The 18,053-nt window shown below is 59.2% G+C and carries 19 protein-coding genes; 13 read left to right on the top strand and 6 right to left on the bottom strand.

Going from position 1 to position 18,053, the window contains the following annotated elements; all coding sequences use genetic code 11:
• Window positions 1-203: 203 nt before the first annotated feature.
• Window positions 204-413, bottom strand: coding sequence for a hypothetical protein (locus tag WBQ96_RS05650; protein WP_336548163.1), 210 nt, complete (start codon window positions 411-413; stop codon window positions 204-206).
• A gap of 252 nt (window positions 414-665) precedes the next feature.
• On the opposite strand from WBQ96_RS05650, the gene WBQ96_RS05645 reads away from it, so the two are divergent.
• Window positions 666-1,337, top strand: a complete 672-nt coding sequence (locus WBQ96_RS05645; RefSeq protein WP_165115021.1) for a Crp/Fnr family transcriptional regulator — start codon at window positions 666-668, stop codon at window positions 1,335-1,337.
• Window positions 1,338-1,450: 113 nt separating this feature from the next.
• On the opposite strand, the gene WBQ96_RS05640 is transcribed toward WBQ96_RS05645, so the two are convergent.
• Both WBQ96_RS05640 and WBQ96_RS05635 read right to left on the bottom strand, forming a co-directional pair.
• Window positions 1,451-2,176 (bottom strand): response regulator transcription factor, encoded by a 726-nt coding sequence (locus WBQ96_RS05640; RefSeq protein WP_336548160.1) that lies wholly within the window; start codon window positions 2,174-2,176, stop codon window positions 1,451-1,453.
• Window positions 2,177-2,252: 76 nt separating this feature from the next.
• Window positions 2,253-5,948, bottom strand: coding sequence for a PAS-domain containing protein (locus tag WBQ96_RS05635; protein ID WP_336548158.1), 3,696 nt, complete (start codon window positions 5,946-5,948; stop codon window positions 2,253-2,255).
• A gap of 372 nt (window positions 5,949-6,320) precedes the next feature.
• Here WBQ96_RS05635 and WBQ96_RS05630 point away from each other — a divergent pair, with 372 nt between their 5' ends.
• The 10 genes from WBQ96_RS05630 to WBQ96_RS05585 all read left to right on the top strand — a co-directional run bounded on the left by WBQ96_RS05630 (window position 6,321) and on the right by WBQ96_RS05585 (window position 13,615).
• Window positions 6,321-6,686: a hypothetical protein gene (locus WBQ96_RS05630; RefSeq protein ID WP_336548156.1), complete on the top strand. Its 366-nt coding sequence runs from the start codon at window positions 6,321-6,323 to the stop codon at window positions 6,684-6,686.
• Between the two features lie 110 nt (window positions 6,687-6,796).
• Window positions 6,797-7,036, top strand: a complete 240-nt coding sequence (locus tag WBQ96_RS05625) for a DUF1127 domain-containing protein (protein WP_336548154.1) — start codon at window positions 6,797-6,799, stop codon at window positions 7,034-7,036.
• Entirely contained in the window at window positions 7,017-7,883 is an 867-nt protein-coding gene (locus WBQ96_RS05620) for an alpha/beta fold hydrolase (protein ID WP_336548152.1), read from the top strand. Before WBQ96_RS05625 ends, WBQ96_RS05620 begins: the two co-directional genes overlap by 20 nt.
• Window positions 7,884-8,071: 188 nt before the next feature.
• On the top strand, window positions 8,072-9,091 hold the full coding sequence (locus WBQ96_RS05615) for an isopenicillin N synthase family dioxygenase (RefSeq protein ID WP_336548150.1): 1,020 nt from the start codon (window positions 8,072-8,074) through the stop codon (window positions 9,089-9,091).
• A gap of 392 nt (window positions 9,092-9,483) precedes the next feature.
• Window positions 9,484-10,839, top strand: coding sequence for an LLM class flavin-dependent oxidoreductase (locus WBQ96_RS05610; protein ID WP_336548148.1), 1,356 nt, complete (start codon window positions 9,484-9,486; stop codon window positions 10,837-10,839).
• Window positions 10,840-11,200: 361 nt separating this feature from the next.
• Window positions 11,201-11,530, top strand: a complete 330-nt coding sequence (locus WBQ96_RS05605) for an ArsR/SmtB family transcription factor (RefSeq protein WP_165115033.1) — start codon at window positions 11,201-11,203, stop codon at window positions 11,528-11,530.
• The gene (locus WBQ96_RS05600) at window positions 11,527-12,009 is read left to right on the top strand and encodes an SRPBCC family protein (RefSeq protein WP_336548145.1); all 483 of its coding nucleotides are present in this window, start codon (window positions 11,527-11,529) and stop codon (window positions 12,007-12,009) included. The genes WBQ96_RS05605 and WBQ96_RS05600 overlap by 4 nt, the downstream gene beginning before the upstream one ends.
• Before the next feature lie 99 nt (window positions 12,010-12,108).
• The gene (locus tag WBQ96_RS05595) at window positions 12,109-12,522 is read left to right on the top strand and encodes a GFA family protein (protein WP_336548143.1); all 414 of its coding nucleotides are present in this window, start codon (window positions 12,109-12,111) and stop codon (window positions 12,520-12,522) included.
• 125 nt (window positions 12,523-12,647) lie between these two features.
• Entirely contained in the window at window positions 12,648-13,226 is a 579-nt protein-coding gene (locus WBQ96_RS05590) for a 2'-5' RNA ligase family protein (protein WP_336548141.1), read from the top strand.
• A gap of 35 nt (window positions 13,227-13,261) precedes the next feature.
• Window positions 13,262-13,615, top strand: a complete 354-nt coding sequence (locus tag WBQ96_RS05585) for an ArsC family reductase (protein WP_336548139.1) — start codon at window positions 13,262-13,264, stop codon at window positions 13,613-13,615.
• A gap of 91 nt (window positions 13,616-13,706) precedes the next feature.
• On the opposite strand, the gene WBQ96_RS05580 is transcribed toward WBQ96_RS05585, so the two are convergent.
• Window positions 13,707-14,960 (bottom strand): aminopeptidase, encoded by a 1,254-nt coding sequence (locus WBQ96_RS05580; RefSeq protein WP_336548136.1) that lies wholly within the window; start codon window positions 14,958-14,960, stop codon window positions 13,707-13,709.
• A 33-nt stretch (window positions 14,961-14,993) separates the two neighbouring features.
• Window positions 14,994-15,944 carry a LysR substrate-binding domain-containing protein gene (locus WBQ96_RS05575; RefSeq protein WP_442920797.1) on the bottom strand — a complete coding sequence of 317 codons (951 nt, stop codon included), beginning with the start codon at window positions 15,942-15,944 and terminating at the stop codon, window positions 14,994-14,996.
• A gap of 99 nt (window positions 15,945-16,043) precedes the next feature.
• Between WBQ96_RS05575 and WBQ96_RS05570 the strand changes: the two genes are divergently transcribed.
• Window positions 16,044-16,247 carry a hypothetical protein gene (locus tag WBQ96_RS05570; protein WP_337035870.1) on the top strand — a complete coding sequence of 68 codons (204 nt, stop codon included), beginning with the start codon at window positions 16,044-16,046 and terminating at the stop codon, window positions 16,245-16,247.
• Here WBQ96_RS05570 and WBQ96_RS05565 read toward each other — a convergent pair.
• On the bottom strand, window positions 16,244-16,651 hold the full coding sequence (locus WBQ96_RS05565) for an MAPEG family protein (RefSeq protein WP_336548132.1): 408 nt from the start codon (window positions 16,649-16,651) through the stop codon (window positions 16,244-16,246). The genes WBQ96_RS05570 and WBQ96_RS05565 overlap by 4 nt on opposite strands.
• 129 nt (window positions 16,652-16,780) lie before the next feature.
• Here WBQ96_RS05565 and WBQ96_RS05560 point away from each other — a divergent pair, with 129 nt between their 5' ends.
• Window positions 16,781-17,947, top strand: a complete 1,167-nt coding sequence (locus tag WBQ96_RS05560; protein ID WP_336548130.1) for a YbfB/YjiJ family MFS transporter — start codon at window positions 16,781-16,783, stop codon at window positions 17,945-17,947.
• Window positions 17,948-18,053 lie beyond the last annotated feature (106 nt).

Here is an 18,053-nt window from a genome sequence, read left to right as displayed (position 1 = left end):
TTGCAGGTCGCTTTCATACTGATGGTGGCGAGCGAAATGCTCGCGGCCTACAGGGGGCTCGGTTTCATAACGATGCAGGCGCAACTGACCTTCGATTCTGAGGGCGTATGGGCAGGTATCATCCTGCTCGCGATCCTCGGATTTGACGCAAAAGACCCGCCGTCCCTCTCGGGACGACGGGCAAGGCGTGGTGAGGGAGTTTCCTACGCCTGCTGCCTGAGTTTTTGGAAAAGCGCCTCTTCCTCGGCAATCCCTGACGAGAAAAAGCGAAAGGCGCGGTCCGCGATTTCCTTGGCACCCCGGTCAGCGGTGTCGCATCCCCGTTCTTGTCGCAATATTTTGCAAATACGGGTCAGCATCATCAGATCCTCAGGATAGTAGATGTCTGGATGAGAATTTTGAGGCGCAGTCATTGCTTGCTCCACTGCTGGGGCGAAAGCTTGGTGGCCACTTTCAATCGCCAGCGCCCATTCGTATGGCTGACGACCTGATTGTTATAGGCGCGCTTGCAAATGATTTCTGTATAAAATTGACCAATTTCTGAAAATATACCAAATTATTCAAACTAGAGACCATCAATTTCACCGAGAAACTCATTTCGGCGAGTTTATACATTAACGTTCAAGCACTTAATCAGATTAGGCCGATGAATGCGGGGAGCTTTCATGTCTAGCAAAAACAATTCTACGTTCGACCCCATGGCCTTCCTTGCAAAGGCCGACGGAGGGAGAAGCATCACAAGGTATCAGGCTGACCAGGTCGTTTTCCTGCAGGGTGATCCTGCGGATTCCGTTTTTTACATAATGGCCGGAAAGCTGAAAGTTACCGTCGGTTCACCGCAGGGCAAGGAAGCCGTCGTGGCAATTCTCGATCAGGGTAGCTTCTGTGGGGAGGGTGCGCTGGCAGGTCAGCAACGGCGCATGGCTACTGTCACGACTGTGACGGAAAGCGAAATTATGAGGATCGAAAAGAAGGCCATCATTCGCGTTATCCATGATGAGCCCGCCTTCTCTGAGATGTTTATTTCGCACCTGTTGGCCCGCGCTATCAGGGTCGAAGAGGATTTGGTCGATCAATTGTTCAATTCGAGCGAAAAGCGCTTGGCGCGAGCACTTCTTCTTTTGGCGAATTTTGGCAAGGAAGGGAGGCCCGAAGCAATCATAGGCAAGGTCAGCCAAGAAACACTTGCAGAGATGATTGGCACGACACGGTCCCGCGTGAGCCACTTCATGAACAAGTTTCGAAAGTTGGGCTTCATTGAATACAATGGAACGCTCAAGGTCCACAGCTCTTTGCTGAGCGTCGTCCTCTATGACCAGCCGCACATTGAACGATAGGCCTCAATCCCGGTTGGAACAACCAAAACGCAAGCTCTACCGCCGGTTCCGCAACCCAGCGTCAAGCCCAGCTTTAGCGATTGCCACCGGATGTACGCCGTCAGATCGTTTCGCTACGAATAGAGATATCCGACACCGCGAATGGTTCGGATAACATCCGGCTTGGAAGGGTCAATTTCGATCTTCTTGCGCAATCGGGAGATGCGGATGTCGATGCTGCGGTCGAACGGGTCCCAGCCTCGGTCGTGCGCCAGTTCGAGGAGTTGATCCCGGTTCAGGACGCGCCCACGATGATCGGCGAATACTTTCAGAAGCTGGAACTCCATAGCCGTGATAGCGATTTCAATGCCGTCCTCGTCGAACAGCTTGTGCGCCTCTCGGTCAAAACTGCAGCGTCCGAACTTGACCTGCTGAGTACCGTGAGTGTCCGGCTTCACTTCAGGCCGTGCCCGGCCTGAAGTTCTGCGCAACACCGCCTTGAGGCGGGCGAGCAGCTCCCGCAAATCCACCGGTTTTGCGATATAATCATCCGCACCCATCTCGAGGCCGACGACCCGGTCGATAGTGTCGGCGGACCCCGTCAGCATGATGATGGCAACGTCCGAGCGTTCGCGCAGATATCGCGCCAGCGACAGCCCGTCCTCGCCAGGCATCCTTATATCCAGGATGATCGCGTCGATATGGCGTGCATTGGCCAGTTCGCGCAAAGCCGGGCCGCCATCGACAGGCGTGACGGCATAGCCATGGCGCTCCAGATATTCCGCGACAATGTCACGTATATCCGGCTCGTCGTCGCAAACAACGATGTGCGCAGCGTCCATCAAGACATCGGTCGACAAGTAACTTGCCCCAGATACAAACTATTCTCGTTCACATCGGATGGCAAATCACCGGACGCCAACACCAGTTACGCAATCAGATACTTTTGCTCATCAATTTGGACACGAAAGAACGGAGTTCGTCAGGTTTGACCGGTTTTTCGAGATAGGGCCGCTTTGTCGCCCGCAGGAAAACCTGCGCGTCCGGGCTGATTGTATCGCCCGTCAGGAAGGCCAGCCGCTCGATCTCTGATGGATGGAAATCGGCGACATGGTTGAACAGGTGGCGGCCATCCATATTCGGCATTTTCAGATCGCTCAGGATCAGGGCGAAGGTGCGGTTCTTCAATTGCCGCACGGCTTCCTCGCCGGATCGGGCGACCGTGACCTTGAAACCGTCACGCCGCAGTACTTCCGCAATCAGGTCGCCGACCTCCTTCTCATCGTCCACGACAAGACAGGCCAGTCCCGAGGATTTTGCCGGTTCGTCAGGCTTGATCTCGGCTTTCACACCCGGCCGCGCGGAAGCCGGAAGCGAGACGATGAAGGTGGATCCTTCGCCAGCGGTGGTTTCGACCTCAATGGTCCCCCCATGCGACTGAACGATACGGTGACAGAACGACAGCCCGATCCCGGTTCCCGCACCGACCTCCTTGGTGGTGAAGAACGGCTCAAAGATGCGTGACAGGATTTCGCCGGCGATTCCGGGACCTGTGTCGGCGATTCTCACGATCACATTGCCATTCCTGGGGTGCAGATGCGCGGAGATCGTTATTTCTCTTCGTCCCTCCCAGCCGTGCAAAGCCTGTTCGGCATTGACCAGGAGATTGATCAGTACCTGGCTGAGCTGGTCCGGATCGGCCCAGATTGATGGGAGACCTTGCTGGAGGTGAACCGAGAAGGCGACGTCGGAGGAACTGATGGAATAGCTGGCCACCTCGATCGCAGAGGCAACGACGTCATCTATCCGGATGTTCTGGGTCCGGGTTGGTTGCTGCCGTGCCATCGCCAGGAAGGTCTTGACGATACGGGCGCAGCGTTCCGCGGCTTTGCTGATCTTGTCGGCACGCTCTTCGGTCGTTCGATCCTTTGCCGTTTCCTTCAATATCAAGGATAGCCCGAGCACCACGGAGAGCGGGTTGTTCAGTTCGTGCGCTACGCCGGCCAGCAGCTCACCCAAAGCGGACAGTTTTTCGTTCTGATGCAGTGTTTCGCGCTGGCGCTCCAGTTCGGTCTGCATCCTGATGCGGTCGGTAAGATCATAGGCGTGCGAAACGATGACATTCTCGCCGTGGAAGTCGATAAGCCGGGACGAAATCGAGCACCAGCATGTTCCGCCGTCCCTGCGTTTGAGCTGGGTTTCGAAATCGTCGACCGATCCTTCGGCCAGAAGTTTCTCGACATATCGCTTCCGGTCTACCTGATCGACATAGTAGTCCGCCGCGTAAGCGACATTGCCAAGCAGTTCGGCCGTCGCGGGGCTGCGGTAAAGCACCTTGCCGTCATGGGCGCGGGTCATCTGGATGTTGACCGGGCAGGCTTCAAGAACCTTGCGGACGAGTTCGTCGGCTTCCTTTGCTGCTAGTTCCGCACGCTTGCGTTCTGTTATGTCGACGCGGGTAACGACGAAGCCGCCCTCGCGGGTGGGGCAGGTCGAAACGAAATACCAGCTGCCGTCGGTATGCTGGAATTCCTGCTGCCGGAACTCGCGCCGGTCCTTCGCCCGCTCGGCCAGCCAAGAGTCGATGCCCTGCGGTGGAACAGGGAACTGTTTTCGCTCTGCAGTGGTGCGCAGAAAGTCGAACCAGTTCACGCCGGGAGCCAGAACATCCGCGCTTATCGCATGCATCTTGCGATATCGGCTGTTGGCGAGGATCAGGCAATCATCCTTGCCGTAAAGCGCAAACCCTTCCGCCAGTGACTCGATCGCATCGATCAGCCGGTCATTGGCCCGCCGTGTCTGGTCCTGGGCCAGGATCATGTCGTCGATATTTGTCGAGTTGGAGACGATCACCGACTGGCCCTGGAAGTCGATCAGGCGCGCTGAAAGCGAAGCCCAGAACACGCGGTTGTCTGCCGTGTATTGCTGCACCCGGAAGTCGTCGACCCTGCCGTCTTCCTGCAAGGTTTCGACAAGGCGCCGGCTATCGTCGGCATCGACGTAGTAGTCCGTGATCTTCGCGCGATCACCATAGAGATTTGCGCATGCCAGATTGCGATAAAGTGTCTGCCCGTCGACGGTGGACATGCGGGTGGGCGAAGGACAGGCATCGAGAACCTGGCGCAGCAAGGCATGGGCGTCGCGTTCAGCGGTCTCGGCCTTCTTGCGCTCGCTTATGTCCGCGCGGGTCACCACGAATCCGCCGAGGCGAGTTGGATGAACCGACACCGAGTGCCATTGCCCGTTGCCAAGCTCGACGGGTGCATCCTTCAGGAACCCGACGCGATCCCGAACGCGCTCATTGAACCATTCATCTTCGCGGCCGATCGCGGCACGATATGCCCCGCGCCTTGCCGCTTCGCGCAGGAGCGCGGCCCAGTCGACCCCTGGCTCGACCATATCCTCGACCAGATGGTTCATTTCGCGGTAGAGCCGGTTGCACATCACGAGCCGATTGTCGTCACCGTAGAGCGCGAAGCCCTCGGATAGGGATTCGATAGCGTCCGAAAGCAGCTCGCGCGCCAGTGCGATTTCGTCGTCACGCTTCTTCTGCTTGGTGACATCGGCAATGCCGCCAAGAATCATCTGCCGCCCTTGATACTCCACGACACGGAGATTGCCGGTTGCCCAGATTTCCTGACCGTCAGCCCGCTTCAGGAGTGCCTCACAATTTTCGACGGTTCCCTTGAGCATGAGCTCGCGGCTGATCTTCCGATACTGCCGCTGGTCGACGAAATAGTCGCAAAGCTTAGGCATTTTCCGGGCCGCGCTTGCGTTCTTCGGCCAGCCGAACAGCCGCTCGGCGGCGCGGCTCTGGTAGATCAAATCCCCGGATTCGATATCGTTCATCCACACCGGCAGCGGGTGATGCTTGATGAGAAAGCCGAACAGGTCTTCGCGCCGCTTGCGTTTGGTGATGTCGAGAACGCCTATGACGATCGAGGGGCGCCCCTGATAAAGCCCGGGCCGGCAATTGGCCGAACACCAGACAATCGTGCCATCCGACCGTTTGAACTGCATTTCGTGATCGCGGACAATTTCGCTCGTGCTGACGAGTTCCCTGACCTTGTCGAATTCGTGAGAGTCCACGGAATGGTCGGTTATGAATTGCTGCTCATTTGGTTGCCATTTCCTGCCGAGCAGGTTTGAGGCATCGAGGCTCTCATAAAGGATCTCCATGCTCCTCTCGTCGACCACCCAGACCGGCAGCGGATGACTGTCGGTGATGCAGCGGAATATCTCGGCGCTGTCCTGATATGCGATCTGCGCCCGCTTGATATCGGTGATGTCGATGCTGACCAGGGCAACGCCGCCGTCGGGCCGGGGATGTGTCGTCAGCAGTTTCCAGCGCCCGTCCAATGTTTCGGCCTCGACGGGAGCTTTGGCGGTTTCCTTCCAGCGCTCTGCGGCACTTCTAATGAAATTTTCGTTCCGCTCGACACTGCGACCGTCGAAGCTCTTGAACCGCGAAAGAACCCTGGCGCTCGCAGTCTCCAGGGTCATTGAGCCCGGTTCAGCGGCCGTGGAGGCGCTTTCACCGAAGATCTCGGCATTGGCCTCGACGAGGACGTTCTCGCCATTGAACAAGGCATAGCCGGTTGGCGCATTCATGACTTGGCTTTCGTCGAGCATGTACTGTCTCCATCCCCGTCGAACATCGATTGCGATCGGCCGCACTGTCCGGAAGAGGTATTTCCGAAGGAATACTACCTCTATTTTTCAGGATTCATTCAAGATTCCGGCGATTTGTTTCAATTGTTTCAGCCGCATCAAGCAACCCGAGCCTGAATCCCGAAACAAAAGAAACACTTCTGCTTCCCGCCAGAAAAACAGGTGAAACAACGCTGCGCTAAAACCGGAGCGTCGACTTCGATTGAATCGATCGTTGCCGAACAGGTTTTTCAAAACCGAACGATGTCGTCAGCTTCATCAATTTCAGCGGAGCAACGCTGCAATGAAGCGCGACAGCGAAGCCAGAAAATCGAAACAACAACGGAGACTATCATGAGACAGATCATCCTTGCGTTTGCGGCCATGCTGCCGGCAGTGGGCACCACGCATGCCACCGACATCCTTTCCACCCTGCAGTTTCCGGGCGTAGGCATGACTTCCGCCCGTCACGGCGACGCCGCCCCGCGCACCATCGTGAAGAAGGTGCCAAGCGGCAACTTCTCGTCAAGCGCCTCGATCGGTGCGTCTGCGGCTAACGGGAAGCTTTCATCCCGCTACACCTATGGCGACGCGTCGATGCCATCGACTGTCTACAACGCGCCGCGTGCGCTCGGCTTTTCCTCGGCGGCATCGATGTCCGCCGGCAGCCGGGGGACAGGCATCGGGGCCAGCCCGCGCATTCTCTACGGCAGCAACTGACGTTGGGCCGGACGGCGGCATTGTCAGAAGGCGCAAAGCTGCACCTGCCGCCGTCCAGACCGCAATCAACCAAGCCGCCGATCGGGCGGTCTCAATCAATGGAGTGTACTGTGTTTGCAATCACCCTTTTACTCTCACCCGACAATCGGGACATGTCTCTCATCGAGAGAGTGCGCATCGCCTATGACGCGTTCCGCGCAAATCGGAGTCAGCGCCGGACCGTCCGGGACCTGTCCAAGCTGGACGATTACATGCTCAAGGACATCGGCATCACGCGATCCGAAATCATGTCGATCGCCTATGACTCATCAACCGAGAGGATGCGCGGTCATGATAACCGGACAGCTTGACCGGTTCGCTATCGAGCCTGATACGAGGGATTCCCGCTTGCCGGTGCTTGCCTTGCATGATGCGGCGAGTTCCGGCCGGCAATGGCAGGGCCTCTCGAACTATCTCCGCGGCCGGTATCAGTTGATCGCGCCGGATCTCCCTGGCCACGTTGACGTCGGCTTGCGCACAGCGAACGACGTCCACGATATAGCCCAGCTTCTTATCGGCGCGCTCGCCACTGACACGGTCCCGATACATATCGTCGGCCATGGCCATGGTGCTGCGGTGGCGCTGGAAATCGCGCTGTCCCGGCCGACATTGGTCCGAAGCCTGACGCTGATCGAGCCGACTTGCTTCCACCTGTTGCTCGCAGATGATCCGGCTGATCGGATGCTGTTTAGCGAACTCGTCGATCTTGCCGATCGAATGGCGGCATCCATCGCCGCTATCAGGCCGACTGATGCAATTCAGGCCTATATCGACTTCTGGTATGGAGCCGGCGCCTGGTCCAGAACCAGCAGCAGCCTGCGCGCCTATCTTGCCTCTCAGGCCGAGCAGGTGGCGATGACTCTTGCGGCGTCTCTGGCCGAGTACTGGCCCTTGCCACGCTGCAGGCGGGTGTCGTGTCCGACACTTGCAGTCATGGCGCTGGAAAGCCCTGCCGCAAGCCTTCGTGTCACGGAGCTCGTTGCCGAAGCAATAATCGGAGCACGTCTGGTCATGGTTCCCGACGCAGGGCACATGGCGCCGCTGACCGATCCGCATATTCTCGATCCGCTAATAGGCTCACACCTGAAATCAGTCGATCATATCGAGACGATGCAACCATCGTGGCTCCGCGCGGCTCGACACAGACGAGCCGCCTGAGTGTGAAACACCGCGTCTCGCGGTCGAAACAAACTTGCAGGTTCTCAATCGACGGTAGTGTGGTTTTCCTCGACTTTGCCCAGATTGGATCGGCGATATCTTTGATCGGCTTTGCACCCGTGTCACCATTTGCTGGGCTATCCATGGCGGCGGCTGATATCTTCAAGAGGAAACCAAGGAGCAGACCTATGACCAGAATCGTCCCGGTGTTGGATTTGAGCAGGCTCGAACAGGGCCACTCGGAAAGCCGGACATTTCTTGCCGATCTGCGCTCGGCAGCCCGCGACGTCGGTTTCTTCTATCTGAGCGGCCACGGAATAACGGAAGACGAGATCGCCGAGGTTTTGACAGCTTCGCGGCAGTTCTTTGCGTTGCCCGAGACCGACAAGCTTGCCATCGAGATGGTCAATTCCTCGCAGTTTCGCGGCTACACGCGTGCGGGCGGCGAACTGACCAAGGGCAAGGCCGACTGGCGCGAGCAGCTCGACATCGGTGTCGAGCGCGACGCCATTCCGCAAGGCCCGGACACCCCGGCCTGGACGCGGCTGCAGGGGCCAAATCAATGGCCGGGGCAGTTACCTAGCCTGAAGCCGGCGCTGCTCGCCTGGCAGGCGAAGGCGACAGCGGTGGCGATATGCCTGCTGAAGGCTTTCGCTGTCGCGCTTGAGCAGCCGGAGGATGCCTTCGATCCCATCTACCGCGAATCGCCCAATCACCGAATGAAGATCGTGCGCTATCCCGGTCGGGACACGACGGGCGACGGCCAGGGGGTCGGGGCGCACAAGGATGGCGGTTTCCTGACCCTGCTGCTGCAGGACGAAAACAAGGGGCTGCAGGTCGAGTATGACGGTCATTGGGTGGATGTCGACCCGATTCCTGGAACGCTCGTCGTCAACATCGGAGAACTTCTCGAGCTTGCGTCGAACGGATATCTGCGGGCGACGGTCCATCGCGTGATCACGCCGCCGGCGGGCGTGGAACGTATCTCGGTACCGTTTTTCTTCAGCGCGCGCCTTGATGCCACCATCCCGCTTCTGACCTTGCCCGAAGAACTGGCAGGGGAGGCGCAGGGACCAGCGAGCGACCCGGACAATCCGCTGTTTCGCGATGTCGGCACGAATGTTTTGAAGAGCCGATTGCGCTCGCATCCGGACGTAGCGCGGCGACACTATGCCGATCTGCTGGACTCGACCTTGGCGCCGACCTGAGTCGTCGGTTTTTCGCGAGCAGAGGACACTGTCCTCACAAGGAAGACTATTCGCTGAGTGTCGGTATCTTTAGAATGAAATTCGTATCAAAGAGGACCGAATCGGCGCATAAAAGAAAAATCATCTGGTTCTTCTCCTCCCATTGGAACCGGATGTGTGTTCCCCTCTGGAGGTTTTAAACCTTCAATTCGCCGGGCCGTATTCGAGCCCGGCTTTCTTTTGCCTTGATGCAGTGTGTGCCAGGTTGGCGCTCTTCGGCGGCCGTTGAGAAGCGGTTTGCTCCACCACACAGCTTGGTGAAACGAAATACCTTTCCCGGATGGCCTGGACGGCTCATCTTCTGGGTCGATGCAACATCCGGCTTAACATCATCGTTTGTCGAAAGTCCTCCCATGGCCCAAACCCGACAATTGCGGCTCGGCGCATTCATGCGCCCGGTCAGTCTGCACACTGGCGCATGGCGCTATCCCGGCGCCTATCCTGATGCCAATTTCAACTTCGCGCATTTGAAGCGCTTCGCGCAGAGGCTCGAAAGCGCGAAGTTCGACGCCTTTTTCATGGCCGATCATCTGGCCGTGCTGAACATGCCAATCGAGGCGCTGAAGCGCAGCCACACGGTCACATCCTTTGAACCGTTTACGCTGCTGTCGGCGCTCGCAGCCGTGACAGATCGCATTGGCCTTGTCGCAACAGCCTCCACGACATTCGATGAGCCCTATCACATCGCACGCCGCTTCGCCTCGCTCGACCACATTAGCGGCGGCCGCGCAGGCTGGAACATCGTGACGACATCCAACCCGGATGCCGCGTTGAACTTCGGCAGGCAGGAGCATGTCGAGCACGGCGAGCGCTATCGCCGCGCCTGCGAATTCTACGATGTCGTGACCGGGCTGTGGGATAGTTTTGCCGATGATGCCTTTGTTCGCGATGCCGAAAGCGGTCTCTATTTCGACCCGTCGAAATTGCATGTCCTCGATCACAAAGGGCCCAGTCTTTCCGTCAGGGGGCCGCTCAACATTGCGCGGCCGCCCCAGGGCTGGCCGGTCATCGTGCAGGCCGGGGCTTCGGAACCGGGGCGGCAACTCGCGGCCGAGACAGCCGAGGTCATTTTTGCCGCGCATGCCGATCTTGCCGCCGGGCAACGTTTCTACGCCGACGTGAAGGCGAGGGCGGTGAAGGCAGGCCGGTCGCGCGACGACATAAAGATACTGCCCGGCGCTTTTGTCGTCGTTGGCGATACGGTCGAAGAGGCACGTGCCAAGCGCGCCAAGCTCGACAGCCTGGTCTATTACGAAAGCGGCATCGCTTCGCTGTCGATCGCGATCGGTCACGATGCATCCGGCTTCGATCCGGACGCACCGCTGCCCGATATTCCCGAAACCAACGCGAGCAAGAGCGGGCGCGAGCGTGTCATCGAACTGGCGCGCGAGGAGAACCTGACGGTCAGGCAGCTTGCACAGAGGCTCGGTGGCTATTCCGGTCTCGCCTTCGTCGGCACGGCGAAGACAATAGCCGACGAGATGGAGGAATGGTTGCTGTCGGAAGGTTCGGACGGGTTCAATATCATGTTCCCATTCCTGCCCGCGGGGCTCGATGATTTCGTCGACAGGGTGGTTCCCGAACTGCAGCGCCGCAATATCTTCCGACGCGAATACGAGGGTTCGACATTGCGCGAAAATCTTGGCCTGGCCCGGCCGGCAAACCGCTTCTTTGAAGAGAGCCCTGTCGACCAGCGGAAGGTTGTCTGAATGACCCGGTTCGGCCCGGGAAAACAATCAGCGTGTGCCAGCTTCAGATCGTATTCCGGATAATGGCACAGGGGCTCGCCATCTTCAGCCAGCGCACCGTCATGTCCTCGGCGAGGTAAACTCCGCGCATCTCTCGATCAAGCCAGAGACCTTGCCGAGACCGCTTGCGCGGGTCGCGCGCCGCCACCCGATCGAGAACGCCATGGCGGATGGCGCGCTCGTTCCCGTCTTGCTTGACCAGGGTGTCGCCTCAATCGCGACATCAAGCGCTTTGGCAATACGATTGCGTCAGCAATCAAAGTTTTGGTTCGCTCAATCGATTAGGCTTGACTAATCAATTAGCATAGACTAATCTTTTTTCATGACTGAAGCTGCAATCATCGACACTGTCTTGCGCACGTTGGCCGATCCTACCCGGCGAGCCTTGTTCGAGCGGGTCGTCAGGTCCGAAGAGATTACCGTGGTTGAGTTGACCCGGGGGAGTGGCGTGACGCAGGGAGCCATTTCCCAGCACCTGAAGACATTGAAGCAGGCGGGTCTGGTTGCCGACCGTCCCGAGGGCCGGAACGTCTACTATCGCGCCCAGCCGGAAGGCCTCGCGCCGCTGGCCGACTGGATGAGCCATTACGGCGTCTTCTGGCGCGAGCGCTTTGCAGATCTCCGAGAATTGCTGAAGGAAATCGATCCATGAATGACGCTGCATTGAAATCCGGCACGCAAGAGATCGTGGTCGACGAGGTCTTCCCGCATGCGCCGCAGACGATCTGGAAAGCGCTGACAACCGGCGAGCTGATCGCCCGCTGGATGATGGAGCCGACAGGATTCGAGCCCGTGGAGGGCAAGAAGTTCACGTTTCAGACGACGCCGGCAGGCAGGTGGGACGGTGTCATTCGCTGCAAGGTGCTGGAGGTCGTGCCGAACGAACGCCTTGCCTATACCTGGAAAGGCGGAGATGACGGAAACGTCGGCTACGGCTCGCGGCTGGACACGGTCGTCACGTTCATCCTGTCCAGGGTCGACGATGGAACGCGCCTTCGCCTCATCCATTCCGGCTTCGTCACGCCAAAGAATGACACGGCTTTCAACAATATGAGCCAAGGCTGGCCGAAGTGCTTCCAAAGGCTGGATGTCGCGGCTGCAGAACAGTTTTCATCGAAAAAATTGCACTGAGCGGCCAACGACAGGGCGTCTGGTGGCACCGCGCTACGAATACGGCAACGGCTGAGCGAAGGTCTCTCGGCCCTACCACTTCACAACAGGAGAGAAGACGTGAGCAAGCCTTACACCGGCGGATGCGCCTGCGGCGCGATCCGTTATGAGATTTCTGCCGAACCGATCGTGATGAGCGACTGCCAGTGCCGCCAGTGTCAGTATGACAGCGGCACCGGGCACCAATCCCACCTGACCTTCAAGGGAGCGCCTGTGAAAGTGCAGGGCGAAGCGACCCATTGGAACATGGTGGGCGATGGCGGAACGGTCAAAGCGCGCGCCTTCTGCCCCACCTGCGGGTCACCGGTCTATATAAGGTTTCCAGACATGCCCGATCTTTTCATCGTCAGCGCTGCGAGCCTCGACGATCCAGACCGATACAAACCGCAAATGGTTTTCTGGACCGCCGGCGGTCACGCATGGGACCACCTTGATCCAGCCCTGCCGAAATTCGACAGGATGCCGCCGACCTGAAATGCAGCCTGATCTGGCGGGCATGGTTGTCCGAAGCACATTCGCGAATCATTTTCGTTGCGAATGTTCTTGTTTTGTTCTATCTGTCAACCCCGAAGGGTGAGGGCATTCCAGGGAGGTGTGCCATGCAGGAACAATTTGCGTTCATGGAGGAAAATATCCCGCTTCGGAGGCTGCCGGACCGCGTATTCTTCACCTTCTTTCTGGGCGGAATGGCGAAGGCGCTAGTCGAGAAAATCGGAAATTATATCAAGAGCTTGTATGGTATCAGCGCGCAACTTCGTCCCCCTGATCATTTGCACGTTTCGCTGCAGCATGTCGGCGATTTTCCCCGCCTGAAGAGCAAATATATCTGGGCTGCATGCCGGGCGGCAGAGGCCGTGTCGAGCAAACCTTTCACAGTTTCTTTGGATCGAGCCTTATCCTTCACCGGCCGGCCGGGCAGGTATCCTTGTGTGCTCTGTGGCGGCGAAAACCCCGCAACATTCGAACTTCACCAGCGCCTTGCCGTTGCGATGCGAAAGTACGGCCTCAAGGCGGGGTTTGAGTTCAACCCGCATATGACGCTGTTCTATGCACCGATTTCCGTTCCGCTGTGTTCGATCGAGCCCATCAGCTTCGAGGTGGATGAGTTCTTCCTCATCCACAGCAAACTGGGCCAGACCAAATACGAAACGCTCGGCAGATGGTCTCTGCGCGGGTAAGACTGCTTGGCGCACCATGATCAAGAGGGCTGGAATTGACCGTCACCATCTACGGCATCAAGAACTGCGACACGATGAAGAAGGCCCGCACATGGCTGGAAAGTCACGGCGTCGCGTACCGCTTCCACGACTACAAATTCGAGGGGCTTGACCGCGCACTGCTGGCCAGTTGGTGCAAGGAACTCGGCTGGGAGGTGCTTTTGAACCGCGCCGGCACCACGTTCCGGACGCTTGCCGAGGGCGACAAGCAGGACCTCGATACCGAGAAAGCGATGGCGCTGATGCTGGCTCAACCCTCCATGGTCAAGCGGCCTGTGCTCGATGTCGGTGGGAAATTGCTCGTCGGTTTCAAGCCGGAACGTTACGCGGAAATGTTCCCGGCAAGATAGCAGCGGCGATGTCGGGCAGGGGCGTCGAAGGAGGATCAAGAGGTTGCATCGCGCATCCGGCAGGACGTGCGATGCAGGTTGCTCAGATAGCTCAGGCCCACTCGCCGGCGCGCATGACCGGTTCGGTGCTGCCGTCCTTGTTGACGCCGTCGATGTCGATTTTGCCGGAGCCGATCATCCAGTCGATGTGGATCAGGCTCGAATTGCCGCCGCGCGCGGCGACTTCCTGCGGCGACAGATTGCTGTCGTTGAAGCAGGTGGAATAGCACTGGCCGAGCGCGATGTGGCTGGCGGCGTTCTCGTCGAACAGCGTGTTGTAGAACAGGAGCCCACTCTGCGAGATCGGCGAGGAATGCGGCACCAGCGCCACTTCGCCCAGCCGGCGCGCGCCTTCGTCCGTGTCGAGAACCTTGCCGAGCACATCCGCGCCCTTTGAAGCGTTAGCCTCGACGATGCGCCCTTCCTCGAAACGCACCGAGATATTGTCGATCAGCGTGCCTTGATAGGAGAGCGGCTTGGTGCTGCTGACATGCCCCTCGACCCGTCGCGCATGCGGGGTAGTGAACACTTCTTCGGTCGGGATGTTCGGGTTGCAGGTGATGCCGTTCTTCGCAGTTTCTGCGCCGCCGTTCCATTTATGGCCGTCGGCAAGGCCGATGGTGAGATCGGTGCCGGGCCCGGTGTAATGCAGCGCATGGAAGGCCTTGCCGTTCAGCCATGCGGTGCGGCGGGCGAGTGCTGCGTTGTGATCTTTCCACGCGCTCACCGGATCGTCCGAATTCACCCGCGACGCCGAAAAGATCGCATCGGCCAGCTTGGCGACGGCAACATCTTCCTGGTCGTTGGGAAACACCAGCTTTGCCCAGGCGGTGTTCGGGTAGGCGACGATGTTCCAGTTGATGTCGAAGCCGGTGATCTTTTCCAGCGCCGGCCGGTAAGCCATCGAGGTGGCCTTGTTGGCGCGCGAAACCTTTGCCGGGTCTTGCGAGGCAAGCAGCATCGGGTTGTCGCCGCGCACCGCCAGCCGCGCAGCACCGCCGGCGAAAGCCTTGGCCATGCCGTCATAGAGCCAGCCGTCGGCCTTGTCGAAGCTGGCGTCGGGCGCGTGGCGATAGCGGGCCAGCGTCAGCTCGTCGTCCGAGAAGATCGGCGTCACGATGCCGGCGCCCGCCTTGTAGGCGTGCTCGACGATGCGGCGCACGAAGCCAAGTGCGGAAGTCGGAGCCGTCATGACGAGGTCCTGACCGGGCTGCAATTGCAGGCCGATCTTGATGGCTACTTCCGCCAGGCGGTCGAGTTTGACGGGATCGATGGCAGCGTCAATCGCGCTGATATGCGAGGTCATGGTAGAACTGCTCCTTTGACTGTCTGGCAGGATTCATAGCTCCGAAAGCGATGGCTGAACACCTCTGCCGGCAAGCGTCCGGACCTGCGGCGACTGCATATTCGCCAAGGTTGCGCTCACTTCTTCGTGCACCCATTTGCGAAAGCAATCGACCTTGCGGCTTGCCCGCTTGTCTTCGCCGGTGACGATGTAATGGCCGAGCCCGCTCGGTGCCGCGATGCCGAATGGCGCGACCAGCCGGCCGTCCGCGAGCGCGTCCGCTGCAAGAAACTGCCATGCGAGCATGATGCCCTGGCCGGCGATCACCGCCTCCAGGCACAGGATCGGATCGGTGAAACTGGCTCCCTGGATGGGTATGACTGGCTCGGCGCCGGCAGCCTTGAACCAGTCGTTCCACGAGATCATCGAATTCTCGTCGCGAATCTCCCAGACCTTGGCAAGATCGGGAATGGATTTCAGCTTGCGGGCGACATGCGGCGAGCAGACCGGAAATATCTCCATCGGAAGCAGCAGTTCTGCCCGCGCACCCGGCCATCGGCCCTTGCCCAGCCGGATACCCAGATCGACATCCGAGCGGTTGAGATCGGCGATCTGGGTCGAGGCATCAATGCGGATGAGGATCTCCGGAAACTGTGAAAAGAAGCGACTGAGGCGCGGCACCAGCCAGCGCGCGGCGATTGCCGGTGCCATCGAGACGATCAGCGTGTTCGACGTGCGATCGTCGGCCAAAGCCACGGCCTGCGCCAGTTCGCGAAAACCGCTGCTCAGGCGCGCCGTGAAAACGGCGCCGAATTCGGTCGGGACGAGGCCCGACGGCCTGCGCTCGAACAGCGTTCGGCCGATCTGCTTTTCCGTCCGGTTTATCTGCTGGCTGACAGCGCTCGGCGAAACGCCAAGCTCCTCGGCCGCCTTGAGGAGCGACCCGCATCGCGCGACGGCCTCGACCGCGCGCAGCCCGTTGAGGTGGACGCCGCTGAGATTCATGATTTAGTTTTTCTAAAGCAGTCGCGCGGAAATGTCGATTGCTGAACGACGGCATAAGCTTAAATTCGGGGCGGAAAATGCAAGGTGAGGAAAATGGAGTTGAAGTTTCTCTCATTCGTACAGGCGCTTTTCGAATCTGCTTCCGGCCAACCGGCCCATGACGATGTCACCGTCTGGCTGCACGATCCGCTGGCCCATCCGGCACTTGAAACGATGTCGGAGCGCGAACTCGGCGACCTGCCGTTTAATCGCGGATATCAGCCGCTTCGCAACCGCAGCGCTGCCTGCGGCACTTGCGGTTAGAACAGCGTCCAGATTGCGTGGGTCAGCACGCCGAGCGCAGTCATAAGCAAGGCCAACGCGCTGAGCGTGAAGCCAATGAAACGCTGCCACTTCTGGCCGCGCTCGACAATGAAATGCCAAGCGTGAATCGCCCTGCCGATCGTGAAGGCTGCTCCCAGCAGGTGCAGCACATAGACCGGCGTGCCGATAAGCGCCGCTATCAGAAGCAGGATCAACGTTATCGGCATGTTTTCTATGGCGTTGGCGTGCCCGCGCATGATCCGGGCGATATGTTCTACGCCGCCATCGCCGATCCAGACCTTGTAGCGATTGCGTAGCGAACTCGTCGCAAGGACCAGCCACAGAAGAATGAAGGCATTCAGCGCTGTGTAGATACCGACTGTGGCGATTGCTGCCTGGTTCACGAACTTCCCCTCCGCAAGATTGCGTAAATCTGTAAGCGTGGTGGCTCGAAAGGTAAACGCCTGGCACGTCGGCTCTGGCCCATTGGATTGGGATTGCGTCGCAGGCGCACGGGAATATGGTCCGGCGCAATGAGACCAGAGTCGCTTCGTCCGCTTCGCTTCGCCCTCGGTGGCATGATTGCCATGGCCGTCGCCATGGGTTTCGGCCGCTTCGTCTACACGCCGATCCTGCCCGGCATGATGGATGAACTCGGCCTGTCGGCGGCCGATGCCGGACTTATCGCTTCAGCAAATTACGTGGGTTATCTGATCGGTGCAGTCGGGGCTGCCGGCGGGTGGGCGGATGAGCGTGAGCGCAGCGTGATGTTGGTCGGGCTTGGCGCGACTGCCGTTCTTGCGGCAAGCATGGGACTGACCGACAGTCTTGCGATGTTTCTGGCCATCCGTCTCCTGGCCGGCATCGCCAGCGCCTTCGTCCTGGTGTTCGTCTCGACCATCGTCTTCAGCCATCTTGTCCTGGCAGGGCGCAACGATCTTCAGGCGCTGCATTTCGGCGGCGTCGGCACGGGCATCGCGATTTCCTCTGCAATGATGGCAGTTCTTATCGGCGCGCATGCCGCCTGGCCCGACGGCTGGCTCGGCTCAGCCGTTCTGTCGGCTCTGGGCTTTCTGGTCGTCTGGTTTCTCATCGATGAGGGGCCTCTGGTCACAGGCACCGCCCGCCGCGAGTCGAAATTGCCCAACAGTCTGCCGCTGGCGAAGATCATCGTCGCTTACGGCATATTCGGCTTCGGCTATGTGGTGACAGCCACTTTCCTCGTCGCCATCGTGCGCCAAAGCGAGGCCGGTCGCATATTCGAGGCCGTCGTCTGGCTGGTCACCGGCCTGGCTGCGATCCCTTCGATCTGGCTCTGGAACAAGGTCTCGGCGAGGCACGGTCTCACCGTTGCGCTTGCCGTTGGTTGCGTCGTCGAAGCTGTCGGCGTTATCGCCAGTGTGAGCATAGGCGGCTATTTCGGGCCGCTGCTGGCGGGTTTTCTGCTCGGCGGCACATTCATTGCAATCACCGCGATGGGAATTCAGGCCGGCAGGCTGCTTGCGCCTGAGGCACCCCGCCGGGTGCTGGCTCTTATGACGGCTGCGTTCGGGGTCGGCCAGATAATCGGTCCGATCTTTGCCGGTTTCGTAGCAGAATGGTCGGGCAGCTTCACCGTGCCCTCAATCGGCGCGGCGCTGGCGCTGCTGCTTTGTGGCGCCATCGCATGGTCGGCCGGGCCTGCGCCAAATTCGCCATGATCGTGGGCTTTCTCAGCAAGCGGCGCTGAAGAAAGGGCTTTCTTTTCTTTGGCGCCGAACTGTGACTTCACGCCCGTGAACCGCAGCCCTGCCATTCCGCGCTCCA

This window comes from Mesorhizobium sp. CCNWLY176, from assembly GCF_037153935.1.
Classification (GTDB): domain Bacteria; phylum Pseudomonadota; class Alphaproteobacteria; order Rhizobiales; family Rhizobiaceae; genus Mesorhizobium_M; species Mesorhizobium_M zhangyense.
This window is presented reverse-complemented; position numbering and strand designations above follow the sequence as displayed.